This is a genomic window from Paenibacillus vini, assembly GCF_018403325.1.
Taxonomy (GTDB): Bacteria; Bacillota; Bacilli; order Paenibacillales; family Paenibacillaceae; genus Fontibacillus; species Fontibacillus vini.
Map to the genome: position 1 here is coordinate 80,444 of NZ_BOSL01000012.1, position 16,420 is coordinate 96,863.

At 50.6% G+C, this 16,420-nt stretch carries 13 protein-coding genes; 10 read left to right on the forward strand and 3 right to left on the reverse strand.

Annotated features, from left to right (window positions below; all coding sequences use genetic code 11):
• Positions 1 to 159: 159 nt before the first annotated feature.
• On the forward strand, positions 160 to 2,394 hold the full coding sequence (locus tag KJS57_RS17625) for an MMPL family transporter (RefSeq protein ID WP_213655814.1): 2,235 nt from the start codon (positions 160 to 162) through the stop codon (positions 2,392 to 2,394).
• Positions 2,395 to 2,466: 72 nt separating this feature from the next.
• Here KJS57_RS17625 and KJS57_RS17630 read toward each other — a convergent pair whose 3' ends face one another.
• Positions 2,467 to 4,107, reverse strand: a complete 1,641-nt coding sequence (locus KJS57_RS17630; RefSeq protein ID WP_213655815.1) for a GGDEF domain-containing protein — start codon at positions 4,105 to 4,107, stop codon at positions 2,467 to 2,469.
• A 206-nt stretch (positions 4,108 to 4,313) separates the two neighbouring features.
• On the opposite strand from KJS57_RS17630, the gene KJS57_RS17635 reads away from it, so the two are divergent.
• The gene (locus KJS57_RS17635) at positions 4,314 to 5,696 is read left to right on the forward strand and encodes an amino acid permease (protein ID WP_373316834.1); all 1,383 of its coding nucleotides are present in this window, start codon (positions 4,314 to 4,316) and stop codon (positions 5,694 to 5,696) included.
• Here the strand turns inward: KJS57_RS17635 and KJS57_RS17640 are convergent.
• Positions 5,693 to 6,325 carry a LysE family transporter gene (locus KJS57_RS17640; protein WP_213655816.1) on the reverse strand — a complete coding sequence of 211 codons (633 nt, stop codon included), beginning with the start codon at positions 6,323 to 6,325 and terminating at the stop codon, positions 5,693 to 5,695. The genes KJS57_RS17635 and KJS57_RS17640 overlap by 4 nt on opposite strands.
• Before the next feature lie 172 nt (positions 6,326 to 6,497).
• Here KJS57_RS17640 and KJS57_RS17645 point away from each other — a divergent pair, with 172 nt between their 5' ends.
• Together KJS57_RS17645 and KJS57_RS17650 are read left to right on the forward strand one after the other, a co-directional pair.
• A complete protein-coding gene (locus KJS57_RS17645) occupies positions 6,498 to 7,268 on the forward strand; it encodes an MBL fold metallo-hydrolase (protein ID WP_213655817.1) in 771 nt (256 codons plus the stop codon).
• On the forward strand, positions 7,246 to 7,815 hold the full coding sequence (locus KJS57_RS17650) for a TetR/AcrR family transcriptional regulator (protein ID WP_213655818.1): 570 nt from the start codon (positions 7,246 to 7,248) through the stop codon (positions 7,813 to 7,815). Before KJS57_RS17645 ends, KJS57_RS17650 begins: the two co-directional genes overlap by 23 nt.
• Before the next feature lie 284 nt (positions 7,816 to 8,099).
• Here KJS57_RS17650 and KJS57_RS17655 read toward each other — a convergent pair whose 3' ends face one another.
• Positions 8,100 to 8,669 carry a type II toxin-antitoxin system PemK/MazF family toxin gene (locus KJS57_RS17655; RefSeq protein WP_211024322.1) on the reverse strand — a complete coding sequence of 190 codons (570 nt, stop codon included), beginning with the start codon at positions 8,667 to 8,669 and terminating at the stop codon, positions 8,100 to 8,102.
• 191 nt (positions 8,670 to 8,860) lie between these two features.
• Here KJS57_RS17655 and KJS57_RS17660 point away from each other — a divergent pair, with 191 nt between their 5' ends.
• The 6 genes from KJS57_RS17660 to KJS57_RS17685 all read left to right on the forward strand — a co-directional run bounded on the left by KJS57_RS17660 (position 8,861) and on the right by KJS57_RS17685 (position 16,399).
• Positions 8,861 to 9,118, forward strand: a complete 258-nt coding sequence (locus KJS57_RS17660) for a YqkE family protein (protein ID WP_211024323.1) — start codon at positions 8,861 to 8,863, stop codon at positions 9,116 to 9,118.
• 100 nt (positions 9,119 to 9,218) lie between these two features.
• Positions 9,219 to 10,946: a sensor histidine kinase gene (locus tag KJS57_RS17665; protein WP_213655819.1), complete on the forward strand. Its 1,728-nt coding sequence runs from the start codon at positions 9,219 to 9,221 to the stop codon at positions 10,944 to 10,946.
• Positions 10,924 to 12,678 carry a response regulator gene (locus KJS57_RS17670; protein ID WP_306434248.1) on the forward strand — a complete coding sequence of 585 codons (1,755 nt, stop codon included), beginning with the start codon at positions 10,924 to 10,926 and terminating at the stop codon, positions 12,676 to 12,678. The genes KJS57_RS17665 and KJS57_RS17670 overlap by 23 nt, the downstream gene beginning before the upstream one ends.
• 174 nt (positions 12,679 to 12,852) lie before the next feature.
• Positions 12,853 to 13,773, forward strand: a complete 921-nt coding sequence (locus KJS57_RS17675; protein WP_211024327.1) for an ABC transporter permease — start codon at positions 12,853 to 12,855, stop codon at positions 13,771 to 13,773.
• Between the two features lie 66 nt (positions 13,774 to 13,839).
• Positions 13,840 to 14,736, forward strand: a complete 897-nt coding sequence (locus KJS57_RS17680; protein ID WP_244861615.1) for a carbohydrate ABC transporter permease — start codon at positions 13,840 to 13,842, stop codon at positions 14,734 to 14,736.
• A gap of 70 nt (positions 14,737 to 14,806) precedes the next feature.
• Positions 14,807 to 16,399, forward strand: coding sequence for an ABC transporter substrate-binding protein (locus KJS57_RS17685; RefSeq protein ID WP_213655820.1), 1,593 nt, complete (start codon positions 14,807 to 14,809; stop codon positions 16,397 to 16,399).
• The last annotated feature ends 21 nt before the right edge of the window (positions 16,400 to 16,420 follow it).

The following is a 16,420-nucleotide window of genomic DNA, read 5'->3' on the forward strand; positions in this document are numbered from 1 at the left end:
TCCTGAAAACCTGACTTTTTGAACACGCACCATAAGCGAATTCATGGCAACAAAGGGACGGGTTACCTGATTGATAATTAACCTTCCGGTATATATAATTATTATGACGAATATCACTAACATATATTTTCTTAGAATGAAGATGGAGGGGAACCTGGGATGCTGTTAAAGCAAATGGGCCGATGGGTCGCGGGAAAAAGAACGAAGTGGATTACGCTTGCGGTTTGGGTCATCATCGTTGGTGTGTTGAGTGCGGTGTGGCCCGGTGTTAATCAGATGGAAAAAAACAATGCGGCCAACCTGGATTCAGGTAAGCCTTCGGTAAAAGCCGGGCTGGTTGCCGAGACGGAGTTTCCGGCAGAAAGCGGAATTCCGGCGCTGATCGTTTGGAACCGGGAGGGAGGATTAACCGAAGAGGATTACGGCGGAATTCAAAAATTAACCGCCTATTTCGCGGAGCATCCGGTACCCGGTCAGGGGGCGCTGCCTCCGTTCGATAAACTGCCGCTGCCGGTGTTGCAGCAGCAGGCTTCGGAGGATGGAGCGGCTTTTGTACTGCCTTTCTTCTTCGAGAAAACGGCGGATTCCGATACGATGAAGCAAGGAACCGAAGAAATCAGGAAGCAAGCTGAAACGCTGTTTGGCGCGGACCCATTTGCGGCTGACCTGAACAAGGGAGAACTGTCCGCCCGCGTGTCAGGCCCTGCGGGCATTTCAATCGATGCCGTCGGACTGTTCTCCAATGCGGACGTTTCGCTGATGATCGCAACGGTTTTGCTGGTGCTGATTCTGCTGCTCTTGATTTACCGTTCGCCGCTGCTGGCGATCATTCCTTTGATCGCCGTAGGATTCGCCTATGGGGCGGCCAGTCCGATTCTGGGCAAAATGGCGGAGCTGGGCTGGATCACGGTGGACTCACAGGCTATTTCAATCATGACGGTGCTTTTGTTCGGGGCGGGTACGGATTACTGTCTGTTCCTGATTTCGCGGTTCCGTCAATTGCTCACCATCGAAAAGGATAAGTCCAAAGCGTTGTTCGGGGCGCTTAAGGATTCGTCCGGGGCTATTGCGATGAGCGGATTTACCGTGGTTATCGCGCTGCTTGTATTGCTTCTGGCCAAATATGGGGCGGTTCACCGGTTTGCGGTTCCATTCAGTTTGTCAATTCTCATTATGGCGATCGCCAGTCTGACGCTAGTGCCGGCGATACTTGCGATTCTGGGCCGAACCTCCTTTTATCCCTTCGTTCCCCGGACCCCGGAGATGGAAACGGAGCACAAACGGGCAAAAGGCAAAACTACGGCTGTCAAAACGAAAAAGAAAAACAAGGTCGGCGGACGAATCGGAGTTATTGTTACAAAGCGGCCTTGGCTGGTCGTGATCGTGACTTTAGTTTTTCTGGGGGCTGCTGCCGTCAATTCGTTCCGAATTCAGTATACCGTGGATTTGCTGTCATCTTTCCCCGAAGATTCACCTTCTCGTGAAGGGTTTGCCGTGATCGGCGAGAAATTCACGCCCGGAGAATTGGCACCTGTGAAGATTATGGTGGATACGGAAGGGCAGGATATTCCGCTGCAGAAAACATTTGAGGAACTCCCTTATGTGAGCAAGGTTTCAGAACCTGCCGCAGGGAAGAACAACCCGAATATATCCGCCGTGGATGTCGAGTTCAACATTAATCCTTATTCGATGGAAGCGGTCAATCATATTCCGGACCTGCGGGAAGCGGCCGAGAAGGCTCTCGCGGACGCAGGCATCAGCGCCCCGGAAGCGAAAACCTGGATCAGCGGGCAGCCCGCAACCCAGTACGATACTGAAATGACCAATAACCGGGATGCCAAGGTCATCATTCCGATCGTCATCGGGCTGATAGCCATCCTGCTTCTCGTATACCTTCGGTCTGTCGTGGCTACCATTTACCTGATTTTGACGGTCGTGCTGTCCTATTTCTCGGCGCTAGGTCTGGGTTGGATCTTCGTTCATGATATTATGGGGGCCGACGCTATTCAGGGATTGATTCCACTGTATGCTTTTGTGTTTCTGGTTGCGTTGGGAGAGGACTACAATATCTTCCTTGTCTCAAGCATCTGGAAGAAGCGCAAAACGATGCCGTTAAAGGATGCCATCCGGGAAGGAGTAACGGAAACCGGCGGCGTCATCACTTCGGCCGGCCTTATTCTCGCGGGAACCTTCGCCGTTCTTGCGACGCTTCCGATTCAGGTTCTCGTGCAGTTCGGCATCATTACGGCCATCGGGGTGCTGCTGGATACGTTCGTCGTTCGTCCGTTCCTGGTGCCGTCAATTACGATGCTTCTTGGTAAATGGGCATTTTGGCCGGGTCGCGGTGCGATAGACCACGATGAGACGCCAATGAAAGAACATGTGAATGTATAAAGAAACTGATTCATAATTAAGGAGAGGCAGTCACCGCTTCAGAATGTCGGTGACTGCCTCTCTTTTTTTGTTTCATTCCGGCGGCGTTTCGGCAAACGTCACGCGGTTTTTCCCGGCTTGCTTCGAAAGGTAGAGGCAGTCGTCTGCCGCCTGGATAATCTGATTAGGATGGGCGCCGTGATCCGGATAAAAGGCGGCGCCGATACTGCAGCCGATCGTCACCATCTGCAGCTCGATAACGAAAGGCTGGTTTAACAGGGCAATCAGTTCGTTGGCCAGGCGTTCCGTTTCGGTTCGGGCTTCTTCAATGGACGGGGAAGCCGGTGAGATGAACAGGAATTCGTCTCCTCCCAGACGCACCGCAAGTCCTCCGGGTTGCCGGATGGAATCCAGCCGCTGAGCAACCTTTTGCAGCAGCAAATCGCCGGACTGATGTCCCAGTGAATCATTGACGGCTTTAAATCCGTCCAGATCGATATACATAAAGGCAAGCTTGCCCTTGGCGGGATCCATGCCCGGTAATGTGTCTTCGAGGTATTTTTCAAGAGCGACCCGGTTTGGAAGACCGGTAAGCTGGTCGCTGTGTGCAAGAGTCTTCATATTTCCAAGCGCTGATTCGGTCTTGCTTAAAGAATCTACCAGACTGCGCAAGGACGTCGACAGGCTATAAATATCATGGAAGGTCCGGTACTCCGGAATATTTACGTCATCTCCCGCCCTCAATTGATCCGCCGCCTCCGTCAGTCCCCGTATCGGCCTTGAAATCCGCTCCGCCAGCAAGGAGCCGAGGAAAGCGAAGAAAATCGTGGCAATGGCTCCGGCAATAATGAAATAATTTTTGAGATCCTTCAAGGGGGCCAGCGCGACAGCTTCCGGTTGGCGGACAAGTACGGTCCAGCCCAATCCCTCATAATCGAGATAACCATTCCCGTATGAATAGCCGGTGAGATAGCGCTTCCCGTCAGGCCATGTAATCAGGTCCCAGCCGTTACGACCCTCTTGCGCTTGCTTCACGCTGACCAGAGGCAGCGGCTGTCCTACCATCTCCTCCGGTCCGAGGAGAACGGTATTGTCTGATTTGCTGACGATGAATAGTTCGAGACCGCGAAAGTGTTCCAACTGGGGAGCCAGAATCGTCCGCTGTACTTCTTTGGACCATTCCCAGCTCAGGTGGGCGGCCAGTACGCCAATCGGTTGGCCGTCCGCACCTTTTACGGGCGTGCTGATATCGACGAATTGCAGAGGCTCTCCGCTGGGATTCGGGAGCAGCTTGGAGAGCAAGACCGCCTCGTGGACGTCGCCGATGAACTCTCCCTTAATGCCTTCTTTGAAAACCGGGCGCTCCGCAATGTTCTTTCCCTCCAGAATTTTATCTGTTGAAGCTACCACGTTGCCTTTGTCATCCAGATAACCGATCCATGAAAAGGAAGGGAAACTTGTTCTCAGCTGTTCAAGCAAATGCCGGATTTCTTCCGGTCTTTCGGGCTGTTTCAATGTATCCAGGGTGGTGACCAGTTCGATTTCCCCGGAGCGGGCCCACATGAAATGATCCAGTTTGTCGGACATTTGAAAAGCGATACCCGATAAGGAATGTCCGATTTCGCCTTCGATTTGGCGCGAGGAATGTCGGCCCATAATGATACTTAATATGGTGACGAGAAGGATGATGAACAATGAAAAAGCTATCATTAGAAAAGTGCGCAGTTTAATCATGAAACCTCCGTAATTCTGTTATGCAGTATGTATTTTAACCAAGCGGTTACGATGCATATAACACGTTTATCGGAAGCTGATCGCCTGGTGGTTATACCTAACATAAAGAGTTATTGGTTTGCTGAATACTTTCAATAAGTTCAAGCATCCTAATTTAAATGGATCTCATTATGAGTTGTAGCAATTAGAGCGAGGAGGAGTTAATCTTGGGCGGGAGGCAAGAGAAGGAACAGAGCGGCGGGAATTTGAAATGGTGGCAGCTTTCCTTGCTGGGTGTGGCATCGACGATCGGAACAGGGTATTTCTTGGGTTCGGGAATCGGAATAACTATGGCCGGACCCTCGATTCTTATAGCCTTTGTTCTTGCTGCACTTGGGACCTATACCGTCTTTGAAGCATTGGCACGCATGACGGCCAAACGCCCGGAGAAAGGATCATTCCGTTCTTACGCCAAGCAGGCGTTCGGGAGATGGGCCGGATTCAGCAGCGGCTGGGTTTACTGGTCCTCTGAACTTCTTATTATGGGCAGCCAGCTTACGGCATTGTCGCTTTTTTCGCGATTCTGGTTTCCCGGGGTGCCGATGTGGGTTTTTGCGACCGGATATGCCTTGCTCGGATTGCTCGTTATTTTTATTGGGAACAAAGGATTCGATTCTGTTGAAAATGTGCTCTCGGTCATCAAGATCGCAGCGATTTTAATGTTTCTCGGAATTGCGGGCGCCGCACTTTTTGGATGGATCCCCGGCGGGGAAGCTCGCGCTTTTCCACGGACGATGGGGCAGATATTCCCTACCGGCGCAATGGGGCTATGGGCTGGCTTGATCTTCGCTTTTTATGCATTTGGCGGAATTGAGGTGATGGGGATGATGGCGTTTCGGCTAAAGAAACCGGAGGAAGCTCCGAAAGCCGGGAAAATTATGCTGCTGCTCCTGACAGTCGTTTACGTCTTGTCGATTGGACTCGTTGTGACTTTGATATCGTGGAAATCCATTGTGCCTAAGAAAAGCCCGTTTATCACGGCGTTGGACGGCGTTCATATGCCGTTTATTCCGCATTTGTTCAATGCCGTGCTGATTATCGCCGGCTTCTCTACGATGGTGGCCTCCCTGTATGCGGTCACCACGATGCTGGTAACATTGGCGGAGGATAAAGACGCCCCTCCATTGTTCGCCAAGAAGGCGTTGAAGAAGCGTCCTATGTACGCAATCGGGTTGACGGCCGCCGGCTTAGCCGCTTCCATCATCCTCTCCCTGGCTATGCCGGGCCGGATTTATGAATACATTACGACAGCGGCGGGCCTGCTTTTGTTGTATAACTGGCTGTTTATTTTGCTTACTTCAGGCAAGCTGCTGGAATTGAGCGTGTTCGGACAAGTCAAACGCTATGCAGGTATGGTGCTTATACTACTTGCTGTGTCGGGGACGCTGACCCACGGAACAAGCCGCCCCGGGTTTTGGGGCAGCCTGGCGTTTATCGGCGTGATCGGCGGGGTCACTCTAATCCTGCAGTTCGCAGTATGGAAGAAGCGGAAGTTGGGTACCAAACGCCGCCGCAAAGCAGTACTAATTCGCAGGCCGCGGCTTGACTAGAGGCGTTCCAAAAGCAGGAGAACGGCTTCGTAACCGAAGTACAATCCGAATCCGATTAAGGAAAGCCCTGACAAAACGGAGATGGTTCGAATGACGCGGTCGGTTAGAATTTTTCGGAATATGCTCGCGAATCCGGCCATCGTCACATCCCAAAGCAGGACCCCGGCGATGATAGCACAGCTGTTAATGACCAGGTCCCTGGCATTTGACGTGGCTGCGGTTTGGGCCAAGACAGAACCGTAAATCCCGAGCCAGAACAAAATGGATAGCGGATTGGACAAAGACATCATGAAACCGGACATAAACGACTTCATTAGCGGCTCGCGGCCTCTCATTTCGCTTAAGCTGAGTTTGCCTGCCTGTTTAAGGCTGTCGATTCCGGTATACGTGAGAATGAAAAAGCCGAACAGCCACAGAAAGGATTTCATGAACGGGGTATTCAAAAAGTGAATGACTCCGAAATACACCAGGAGCATATAGATGATATCGGCCGCGATGGCGCCAAGACCTACTAGCCAGGCGGGCAGAAATCCGCCCCGGATACCCTTGTCCAGTTGGGCCGCGTTTACCGGACCGATCGGCGCGGAAAGGGACAAACCGAGGAATACAAAGCCCAGCATACTGTTCAAACGACATACCCCCAAGGAATGATAATGGAATGTAATCCGTGGCATAACTACTTGTACCATCCTATTCGCAAAAGTCCGCTTGTACGACTAAAAAAAGGACTTGAAAAACTAATATCATTAGTTTATTATTTAACTAATACATTTAGTTTATTAGAGAGGATGATTAATCCGTATGAGAATCATTCGAAAAAATCGGCTTATTCAAGTTTCGTTCTTGCCACGGATTTTTCCGGTCAATTGTTATCTGGTGGAAGAGGAGGATGGCGTTACGCTTATAGATGCCGCACTGCCGTACAGTGCGGATGGGATCATACAGGCCGCCGCCAAGACGGCCGGCAAGCCGCTGACGCGGATTGTGCTTACCCATGCCCATGATGATCATGTAGGGGCACTGGATGCAATAAAGGCGAAATATCCGGATATTCCGGTATATATTTCGGCTCGGGACGCGCGTCTGCTCGAAGGGGACGTGACGCTGGATCCATCCGAACCGCAAACCCCGATCCGCGGCGGAGTTCCGAAGAAGGTAGCAACCCGCGCCGATGTACTCTTGGCGGACGGGGATCGGGTCGGCTCCCTGCAGGTGGTGGCTTCGCCGGGGCATACGCCGGGCTCGATATCGCTGCTGGACACCCGCGACGGCGCCTTGGTGGTGGGCGATGCCTTCCAAACCCGGGGAGGAATCGCTGTCAGCGGGATCATACGGCCGTTGTTTCCGTTTCCGGCCATGGCCACCTGGAATGCCGAGACAGCTCTCGAGAGTGCCATAAAGCTGGCAGCCTTAAAGCCGTCGCTGCTTGCGGCAGGCCACGGCAAGATGATCGGAGATCCGGCCGGCGCATTGGCAAAGGCAATTGAACAAGCCGAACGAAAGCTGGGGGTTACTCCCTCCCGAACTAAGGGAGAGGGGGGAGAGAGCTATGTCGCCAAGAGTGGGAATTGATACCGGAGCCGTACTTCGGGCTGCTGTTGAAATCGCGGACGGCAAGGGCGCGGAAGCCGTGACTGTTTCCTCTGTAGCGCAGTATTTGGGGATACGTCCTCCTTCACTATACAACCATGTCAGCGGCATGGACGATTTGCGGAAAATGGTGGCGGCCTATGCGCTTCAACAGCTGCACGACTCGATTGTGGCTTCCGGTGAAGGCAAGCGGGGAGAGGAAGCCATCCGTTCCTTTGCGGACGCTTATCTTGGTTTTGTCAGGGAGCATCCCGGATTATACGAGATTGTCCAGCTTGCCCCGGACCCCGGTGACCGGGAAATCGGGGAGGCCAGCGGCAGGATTGTAGATCTTATCGTGAGCCTTCTCGGAGATTATGATCTTTCGGAGGAAGAAGCGCTGCATACGGTGAGAGGGCTTCGCAGCCTATTCCACGGCTTCGCCTCCCTGGAGGGACAAGGAGGCTTCGGTTTGCCTCTGGATGTGAAAGACAGCCTGGATTTTAATTTGAGCCTTATTTTGAAAGGATTGCGGGGGAAAACTGGTTAAGAATCCGTGCAGCGGGTAATTGGTAACAAAGAGGAATCAAGGCACAACAGTAAACCCCGCCGGGATTCCCAGCGGGGTGAATTTGCCCACGACCGGGGTGGGCGACATATCGTTATAGTTATAGTAAATAGGGTTCAATGAATGGAAAAAGGAGCACAAGGCTCCTCTTAGACTCAATAACACGCGGGCACGTGTGAGTTTATCCACGACGGGGTGGATGACGTAGTATTTAACGAATCATATCTTTGCTACTATACTACCTCGTCGTTAAAGTATTGTCAACCTTAAATGCCGAAGGACCATTTGAGCCGGTTTTCCAGACGGTTGATATCCTCTTCATCCAGGTTCCCCAAATGCTCTTTCAGCCGGACTTTGCTGACGGAAGTGGTCTCTTCCGTTTTAGCTGCGGAATCGAAAGCGAGAAAATCATATTTGCTTTTAAAAAGAAAATAATGGCTTTGAAACCGGGGAATCGGTTTGCCGTCCTTAGTCAGAACCGCCTGTCCCGTTTTTGGAACTGTGCGGATCTTTAAGTTTTTGGTAAGCGGAACGACGAGCACATTACCGGAGGTAGAGTTCACCGTATTGTTCGAGACGATGACTACGGGACGCTCCTCATTTTGCTCGCATCCGATATTTTCGCCGAAATGGCAGAAATGAACGGCTCCGCGAGTCATATTACGCTTCATTTGAGTCTTTTCATGCTCGATCCAATAATGGGCCATCTCGATTTTGAGCGGGAGCCAATTGTTGATTTGCTGTGTTTTTTGCTGCTTCGCGTACTCTATCCGTTTGTTTCGCGTGCGGTTCTCCGGTGCCTGGCCACGTTCAACCTGTTCCCGATCTTTATTCATGAGCTCTCCTCCAAGCTGGCAGTAGTAAACATTTATACCTTTGAATTACACGTATTTACATAGAGATAAAACAAAATTTACGTATTTTTATTAAAATAACGTTCTCCCGCCTATCTCGAATCGTTCTGGTTGCGAGTTGACAACATTTTTTCCTCGTGATAATTTAGGCTTGAAATCGAGGTGAACGAGATATGGCCAAAAGAAAATCCAACCCTGCCCACGCTGCTAAAGCGGAGGATAAACCGGCTACATTGAAGGATCTGCTCGGCAAGGATACGCTTGCCAAACTTAAGGAACAGGCTGCAGAACTCAAGAAGGAAGAGGAGCAGCGGAAGGAAGAGGCACGCGTCAGAGCCGATGAGGCGCGCAAGGCGGAGCAAAAGAGACTGGATAACGATTTTGAGCATCTGCTGAATACGAGCAAGATGGATTGGCATAAATTCAAATAGAAGAACAGCCGGGAGTGACCGGGGCCGCAGCTTCGGAGTTCCCGGTTTTTTTGCGGCTTGATTGTAAGCGCTAACCTATAGAATGAGGAACTAGAAAATCATGAGAAAATACATGCCCTTCACCTATAAAATGCTTGTCCCGTATTTGCTTCTGGTCTTGATTACGGACATGATCATCGGATATATCTCTTATACGATGCTGATTCAGTCCCGGACGGAAATGGCCGAGACGAACGTGCGGACAGGGATGGAACAAGCCCGGAACAATATCCGCTACCAAATGGACGAAATCCAGCGAATGTCGGATACCCTGTTCAGCAGCCTTTCATTTCAGCGGGCTCTTCAAGCCAAAGGGGAGCCTTATCAAATCTATCTGGTTATGCTGGATGAAATCGTCCCCCAAATCACGGCTCCGCTCAAGCTGTTCGGGAATAATATCCGGCTCATGCTCTATACGATGAACGAGGATCTTAACCTCGTATCGGGAGACGACCTCGAAGCACCGATCAAAGGTAGCGATTATTATATTTTACCCCTAGAAGAGATTGAAAACAGAGAATGGTACAGGAAATATAAGGATTCCGAGCTGGACAACATCTGGTTACAAATAGATACCGACCAACGGCTTGGAAATATTTCGCATATTCGCAAGCTGGTATCTTACAGTGATTATAAGACGATAATCGGTTACATTCGCATTACGGTGTCCCTCGATGACCTGTTTGGAAATTTTGCCACGTTTCCGGTTGAGGAAGGGATCACGCTGCGCCTGAACGATAACGCCTCGGGAGGAACGGTGATATATCAAAGGGGAGAAGCGGGCCTTGGAGCCGGTGAAGCCAACTATTTGATCCTGCACGAGCCGATTCCGGGAGCGGATTTTGTTATTGAGACGCTGGTTCCTCATGCTTACCTTACGAAAGATACCGCAAAGCTGCAGAAGTCCATTTTTGCAGTATGTGCCCTTAGTTTTGCGGGCATGTCCCTCATCGGCTCGGTGGTGGCACGAATTTCAGGCAGAAAGATGGCCCGTATCGTCCGGCTGGTCCGTTCTTTCCAGGAGGGCAACTTTCAAAAACGGATCGCCTTTTCGGGAAATGATGAATTCGTGCATATCGCCGAAGCGTTTAACGTGATGGCGGGGAATATCCAAGAGCTGATCAACAGCGTTTATGTTCAAGGGCTCCAGCGGAAGCAGGCGGAGCTTGAAGCGCTGCAGGCGCAGATCAATCCGCATTTTCTGTACAATACGCTGTCAACCATTAGCAGTCTTGCGAATCTGGGCGAAACAAGAAAGGTGACGGACATGGTCCAGGGTCTTTCACGATTCTACAGGCTGACGCTGAATCAGGGCAAAGTGTTCACGCTGCTCGAGCATGAAGTGATGCAGGTGGAGACTTACCTGGATATTCAGCGGGTAAAGTATGCGGACGGATTTAAGGTGTACGTGGATATCGCGGACGATATCAAGCAGGTTCCGGTCATGAAGCTGATTCTCCAGCCGTTTGTGGAAAATATATTCAAGCATGCCTGGTTCGGCGAGTCCATCGCGATCCGGATTACGGGGAGGCGGATCGCAGACGGCATTGAACTGAAAGTAATCGATAACGGAATCGGCATGAAGCCCAAGATTGTCAAGAAACTGCTCTCGGCACCCAGCCTTTCGGGAGGTTATGGGGTTAAAAATGTGGATGAACGGATCAAGCTCCGGTATGGGGAAGAATACGGGATTTCCATTTTCAGCATATACGGGGCAGGAACCACGGTGAGAATACTTCTCCCTGCGGAGGATCCAATCTTAATTGATGAATCCGGCGGGCAAGTATAGGGGAATCGGTGAAAAAGTATGGGTTTTCATTGAAGACCGCCATGTTCAGGCCGGACTCGGTAAGCTATGCTCGAATGGATTGTTTATAGATATCATTTATAAGGTTATTCAAAAAGGAACCAGTCATTGCAACCGGAGGGCGCTGCTTATGAATATTAATATTCTTCTTGTAGATGATGAAGCTGTCGATTTGGAATGGCTGCGGCGGCGCGTGGCCGGGAGTGCGCTTCCATTCCCTCTGCATCTGGTGGGAACGGCCAATAGCGGCTTCAACGCGCTCAAAATATTGGAGCAAGAGAGGGTAGATATCATTTTGTCGGATATCCGGATGCCGATCATGTCGGGTACGGAATTCGCACGGCGGGCCAGGGAAATCCATCCTCAGGTGAAAATAGTCTTCATCAGCGGTCATGAAGATTTCGGGTACGCTAAAAAGGCGATCGAGCTGAACGCATCGGGCTATCTGCTCAAGCCGGTTGAAGACGAGGAACTCCGCAACATGCTGTTATCGCTTTGCGAAGCGGTGGAGCGGGAACGGGAAAGGAACAACTCGGTATCCGCCGTCTGGAGTCTTGTTGGCGAGGAACTGTTGATCCGCTGGTTGAACGATCTTACTCCTGGCAAGCTGGAACCGCATGCCATGGGAATCGTCCATCCGCTGCTTCGCTTCGGAACGGCTGCAGCCATAGTCGAGATCGATGATCTGGAATGGAAAACAAGCGAGTTGACCGAGCAGGAGAGACAAGGACAGGTTCAGCAGCTTACTTTGTTTATCCGCCGCTACGTAGAGGAGAACATGTTGGGCACCTTTTTCAGAAGCCAGCAGACGAGGTGCCTTATATTGTCATCCGTTCCTGAACAGGAATTTCCGGCTCTGCTGGAAGGGCTGATCGAAGCGGTAGGGAAGTCGTTCCCGTTTACTGTGACGGTCGGCATCGGCAAATCGGCGCGGGATGAAGATCAGCTTCGCGAATCCTATCATCAGGCACAAGCTGCCCTGAGCTTCAAATGGCTGCTCGGTAAAAACCAACTCATCCGTTTGGATGTCGCTGAATGGGCCCCTGGCGGACATCTGCCCGCGCCCAGCGTAGACGAGGTCTTGGGACGGATGCTGGGGGCTATCATGGAATACGACCTGGTCGCCGTAGATGACTGTCTGGAAGAGATTTTTGGCCGCCGGGAGCTTCTTTCCCGGAAGAATGAAGTATACGACCTGATTCTCCGCATCACAAACAAACTTCATGCCGATCTGCGCCAAATGGGGGAGAGCCTGCATGAATTGCTAAAGTGGGATACGAACCAGCCGAAGATCCTGTTTCAGTTCGAAACCGTCCATGACATTAAGTCTTGGCTGCGACGCCGATTTTTCGAGTTGTCCGAACTGCTGTATGTTAAGAAACAAAGGCAGAAGCGTAAGCTGATCGAAGAAATCATGGTGTACATCGAACAGAACCTGGAGCAGAAAATCACCTTGAAGGAGGTCGCAGCGCAGTTTGATTTTACCCCGAATTATTTGGGATACCTGTTTAAAGAGGAGACGGGGACGCATTTCAGCGATTACCTGAATGAGCGGAGAACGGCACGGGTTTGCGAGCTCTTGTCCGAGCCGACCCTCAAAATTTATGAGATCGCCGAGCGAATGGGCTACAAAAATATTATTTACTTCAACAGACAGTTTAAGCAGACGCTAGGCATGACACCAGGAGAATACCGGAAAAAGAACAAGATATGAGTCTTACGGGCCGGGATTTGCCTTTAAGTGGCAGGTTCCGGTTTTTGCTTGCTCGCAATTTGTTTGGGGATCGTGGAAAATGTATTACTTTTAGTTGGTTCGCTGAATCCACAGTAATGAATCTCCTCTTTTATAATTAGGGAAGAGACAACAAGAGGGGAGAAAAGATGCTAGATGAGAGGGCACGGCTTTTGGAGCGATGTAAAGAAATATAGAACGTTGCTGCTGATGTTAGTTCCGGGCGTATTGTTTTTCCTGCTGTTTGCCTATATTCCGATGGCGGGGATCGTGCTGGCTTTCAAGCAATTCAATTACAGCGGGGGAATTTTCGGAAGTCCCTGGAACGGGATGGACAACTTCAGATTCTTTTTCGAATCGGGGGACGCTTGGCGCGTAACTAGAAATACGGCGCTTTACAACATTGCCTTTATCGTTGTAAACAACCTGCTGCAAATTTTCGCAGCGATTTTGCTGTTTGAGGTCGCGGGTAAATGGTTTCGTAAAATCACCCAAACGGTAATGTTTCTGCCGTATTTTATTTCCTGGGTCGTCGTGGGAGCGATTGCGTACAATTTGTTCAACTACGACGTAGGAACGATTAATGTCCTGCTGAATAAAATCGGCATGGAATCCATCGACATTTACAATACGGCCGCCTATTGGCCGGTGATACTGGTCCTTGTTTCCGCCTGGAAGGCGCTGGGTTACGGCACAATCATGTATCTGGCGGCCATCACCAGCATCGATACGGAAATGTATGAAGCAGCCGAAATCGACGGGGCTAACATTTTTCAACGCATCCGGAAAATTACGATCCCGAACTTAATGCCGACGATCATTATTCTCGTTCTGCTGGCGATCGGCAACATTTTCCGTGGAGACTTCGGGATGTTCTACAACATGGTCGGCAACAATGGCCTGCTGTTCTCTTCGACCGACGTTATTGACACCTTCGTGTTCCGGTCCTTGATTACGTCTAACGAAATCGGGATGTCCGCTGCCGCGGGGTTCTATCAATCCGTTCTCGGGTTTGCAACGATTATGCTCGCCAACTACGCTGTACGCAAATACGACAAAGATCATGCTTTGTTCTGATAAACGGAGGGAACGAATATGAACGCAACGGCAACAACCACCGGCAACTTGGGTCCCGAAGTTCGCATGAAATCCAGGAAGCCGAAACCTAAAGACCGGCTGATTTTGGCGGCCATCGGGTATACGGCTCTAACGATTTTGGCTTTGTTTTGCATCTTTCCGTTTTTATTGGTGATCTCCTCCTCGCTGACGGAGGAAAGCAAGATCATAGAGAACGGCTTTCAACTGATTCCTACCTCTTTTTCCACCGAGGCCTATCAAATTTTGTTCAAATACCCGACGGAGATGCTTAAAGCCTATGGCATAACAATCACGGTCACCGCACTGGGGACGCTGCTAGGGTTGTTTTTGACCTCCATGACCTCCTATGTTTTGGCGAGAAAAGACTTTAAATGGCGCAACAAGTTTTCGTTTTTCTTCTTCTTTACCACGCTGTTCAGCGGCGGGCTGGTGCCTTGGTATCTGCTCATCGTGAACTACCTGCAGCTGAAGGATACGCTGATCGTCCTTATTCTGCCGATGCTGATGAACGTGTTCTATATTATCGTAATGAAATCGTTTATGAGCAGCATTCCCGAAGCGATCATCGAATCGGCGAAGATCGACGGAGCGGGGGACTTCCAGATTTACGTCCGGTTTATCCTGCCTCTGTCCAAACCTGCGCTGGCGACGATCGGCTTGTTTATCGCATTGGCATATTGGAACGATTGGTACAATGCGCTGCTCTTTATTTCAAATTCCGATTTGATGCCGCTGCAGTATTATTTATACCGGCTGCTCGGCAATATGGACGGTATGCGCAAAGCGATGATGGCCTCGGGAGCCGTAGTGAATATCAACCTGCCGACCGAGAGCCTGAAAATGGCGATGACCATCGTGGCTACAGGGCCGATTTTGCTGGCGTATCCGTTTATCCAGCGATATTTCGTGCAGGGTCTTACCATTGGAGCCGTGAAAGGATGACCACAGGGAAACCTGGTTATCGATAGATTCGAACCATTCAAATATAACAAATTAGGGGGAAGGTTTAGTCATGAAACAACAAAAGAGAAGATTCATGTTCCTGCTGGCGATGGTGTTCGCAGTGTCCGCCTTGTTGAGCGCTTGCGGAGGCAACGGCGGTGGTAAAGATGCCTCGGGTGCCAAAAATGCGAATACCGGTTCCAATGCAGCCGTGAATTCAGCGAATAGCGGAGGGGATCAAGCCGGACCGGACATCTCACAAGAGGTGAAGCTGAAGATGCTCCTGGTGGGCGGCAAGCCGGCCGATTATGACGAAGTGTTCGGCGAGCTGAACAAACTGCTTAAAGAAAAAATCAATGCTACCGTGGAAACTGAATTTTTGGATTGGGCGGATTGGACGCAGAAATATCCGCTGAAATTTGCGGCGAATGAGGATTTTGACATCGTTTATACGGCAAACTGGGCTTTTTACAATGATCAGGCACGCAAAGGCGGATTTCTGGAATTGACGGAAGACATGCTGAAAACGTACATGCCGAAAACGTGGGAAGCCATGCCTGCCGTATCGTGGGACCAAGCAAAGGTTGACGGCAAGCTGTATATGGTGCCGAACAATAACATGGAAGTAACGGATAAAGTCGTGATCATCCGTGAGGATTTGCGTAAAAAATACAATTTGGAGCCGATCAACAGCCCTGAAACCTATGCCGCTTACGTAAAAGCCGTAGGTGCGAACGAGAAAGGGATGAGCGCTTTCGGTGCCAAGCCTGCCGATGGTTGGAAATGGCATGAGCTGGACCAGGCCCTGCTCGAGCAGCAAAACGAATGGAATCTTATCGATTACAGTTTCCCGCTGGCTTATAAGCTGACTGACGAAAAAGGCCAATTGTTTAATGTGTACGACACTCCTGAATTCAGAGAACTTCTCACCTATTATAAAGATCTCGCAGATAACAAAGGCTGGTCCAAAAACATCGTCAGCAACAAAAACGACGTTTGGCAGGACATGAAGGCCGGGAAAGTCGGTTCTTACGCTCAGACGCTCGGTACGGTCGGAGCCAACCTGGCGGAACTGCGCCGGGATAAACCGGAATATGAAGGCGCGATCGTCGATCTGACACCGGACAAGAAAAAAATCGCCTCCATTTCGACGCAAAACGGGATGGCGATCCATGCTACATCCAAAAACGCGGAACGTTCCCTTATGCTGATCGACTTGCTGCAGAACGATAAAGAAATTCATGATTTGACGATGTACGGCATCGCAGGCAAGCACTATGAACCGGTTGGAGACGACCGATTCTCGGCCGGACCTAGCGCAGCCAATTACACCGGTTTCTCCAATTGGGGCTGGAACTCCCCGCTGAACCGCAAGGATGCATCGTATCCTGTAGAAGCGGATGAGATTCTTAAAGACTGGGAGCCCAAAGTACATCACTTCGCGCTGGAAACCTTCGTGTTTGACGATTCGAAGGTGAAGAACGAGGTGTCCAACGTCGGTAATGTGATGCTCCGCTATGCCATTCCGCTGGAGTACGGTTTGATCGATGACCTGGATAAAGGTCAAGCAGAACTGATCAAGCAGTTGAACTCCGCCGGTATCGGAAAGATTCAGGAGGAACTGCAAAGCCAGATTGATGCATTCCTGGCCGCGCAGCAATAAATCAATCATCGCCGGAGTCAT

What these genes read in the sequence shown, in the direction of transcription:
- KJS57_RS17625 (WP_213655814.1), top strand. Translation starts at nt 160, where the DNA reads ATGCTGTTAAAGCAAATGGGCCGATGGGTCGCGGGAAAAAGAACGAAG.
- KJS57_RS17630 (WP_213655815.1), bottom strand. Translation starts at nt 4,107, where the DNA reads ATGATTAAACTGCGCACTTTTCTAATGATAGCTTTTTCATTGTTCATC.
- KJS57_RS17645 (WP_213655817.1), top strand. Translation starts at nt 6,498, where the DNA reads ATGAGAATCATTCGAAAAAATCGGCTTATTCAAGTTTCGTTCTTGCCA.
- KJS57_RS17650 (WP_213655818.1), top strand. Translation starts at nt 7,246, where the DNA reads ATGTCGCCAAGAGTGGGAATTGATACCGGAGCCGTACTTCGGGCTGCT.
- KJS57_RS17655 (WP_211024322.1), bottom strand. Translation starts at nt 8,669, where the DNA reads ATGAATAAAGATCGGGAACAGGTTGAACGTGGCCAGGCACCGGAGAAC.
- KJS57_RS17660 (WP_211024323.1), top strand. Translation starts at nt 8,861, where the DNA reads ATGGCCAAAAGAAAATCCAACCCTGCCCACGCTGCTAAAGCGGAGGAT.
- KJS57_RS17665 (WP_213655819.1), top strand. Translation starts at nt 9,219, where the DNA reads ATGAGAAAATACATGCCCTTCACCTATAAAATGCTTGTCCCGTATTTG.
- KJS57_RS17670 (WP_306434248.1), top strand. Translation starts at nt 10,924, where the DNA reads ATGAATCCGGCGGGCAAGTATAGGGGAATCGGTGAAAAAGTATGGGTT.
- KJS57_RS17675 (WP_211024327.1), top strand. Translation starts at nt 12,853, where the DNA reads ATGAGAGGGCACGGCTTTTGGAGCGATGTAAAGAAATATAGAACGTTG.
- KJS57_RS17680 (WP_244861615.1), top strand. Translation starts at nt 13,840, where the DNA reads ATGAAATCCAGGAAGCCGAAACCTAAAGACCGGCTGATTTTGGCGGCC.
- KJS57_RS17685 (WP_213655820.1), top strand. Translation starts at nt 14,807, where the DNA reads ATGAAACAACAAAAGAGAAGATTCATGTTCCTGCTGGCGATGGTGTTC.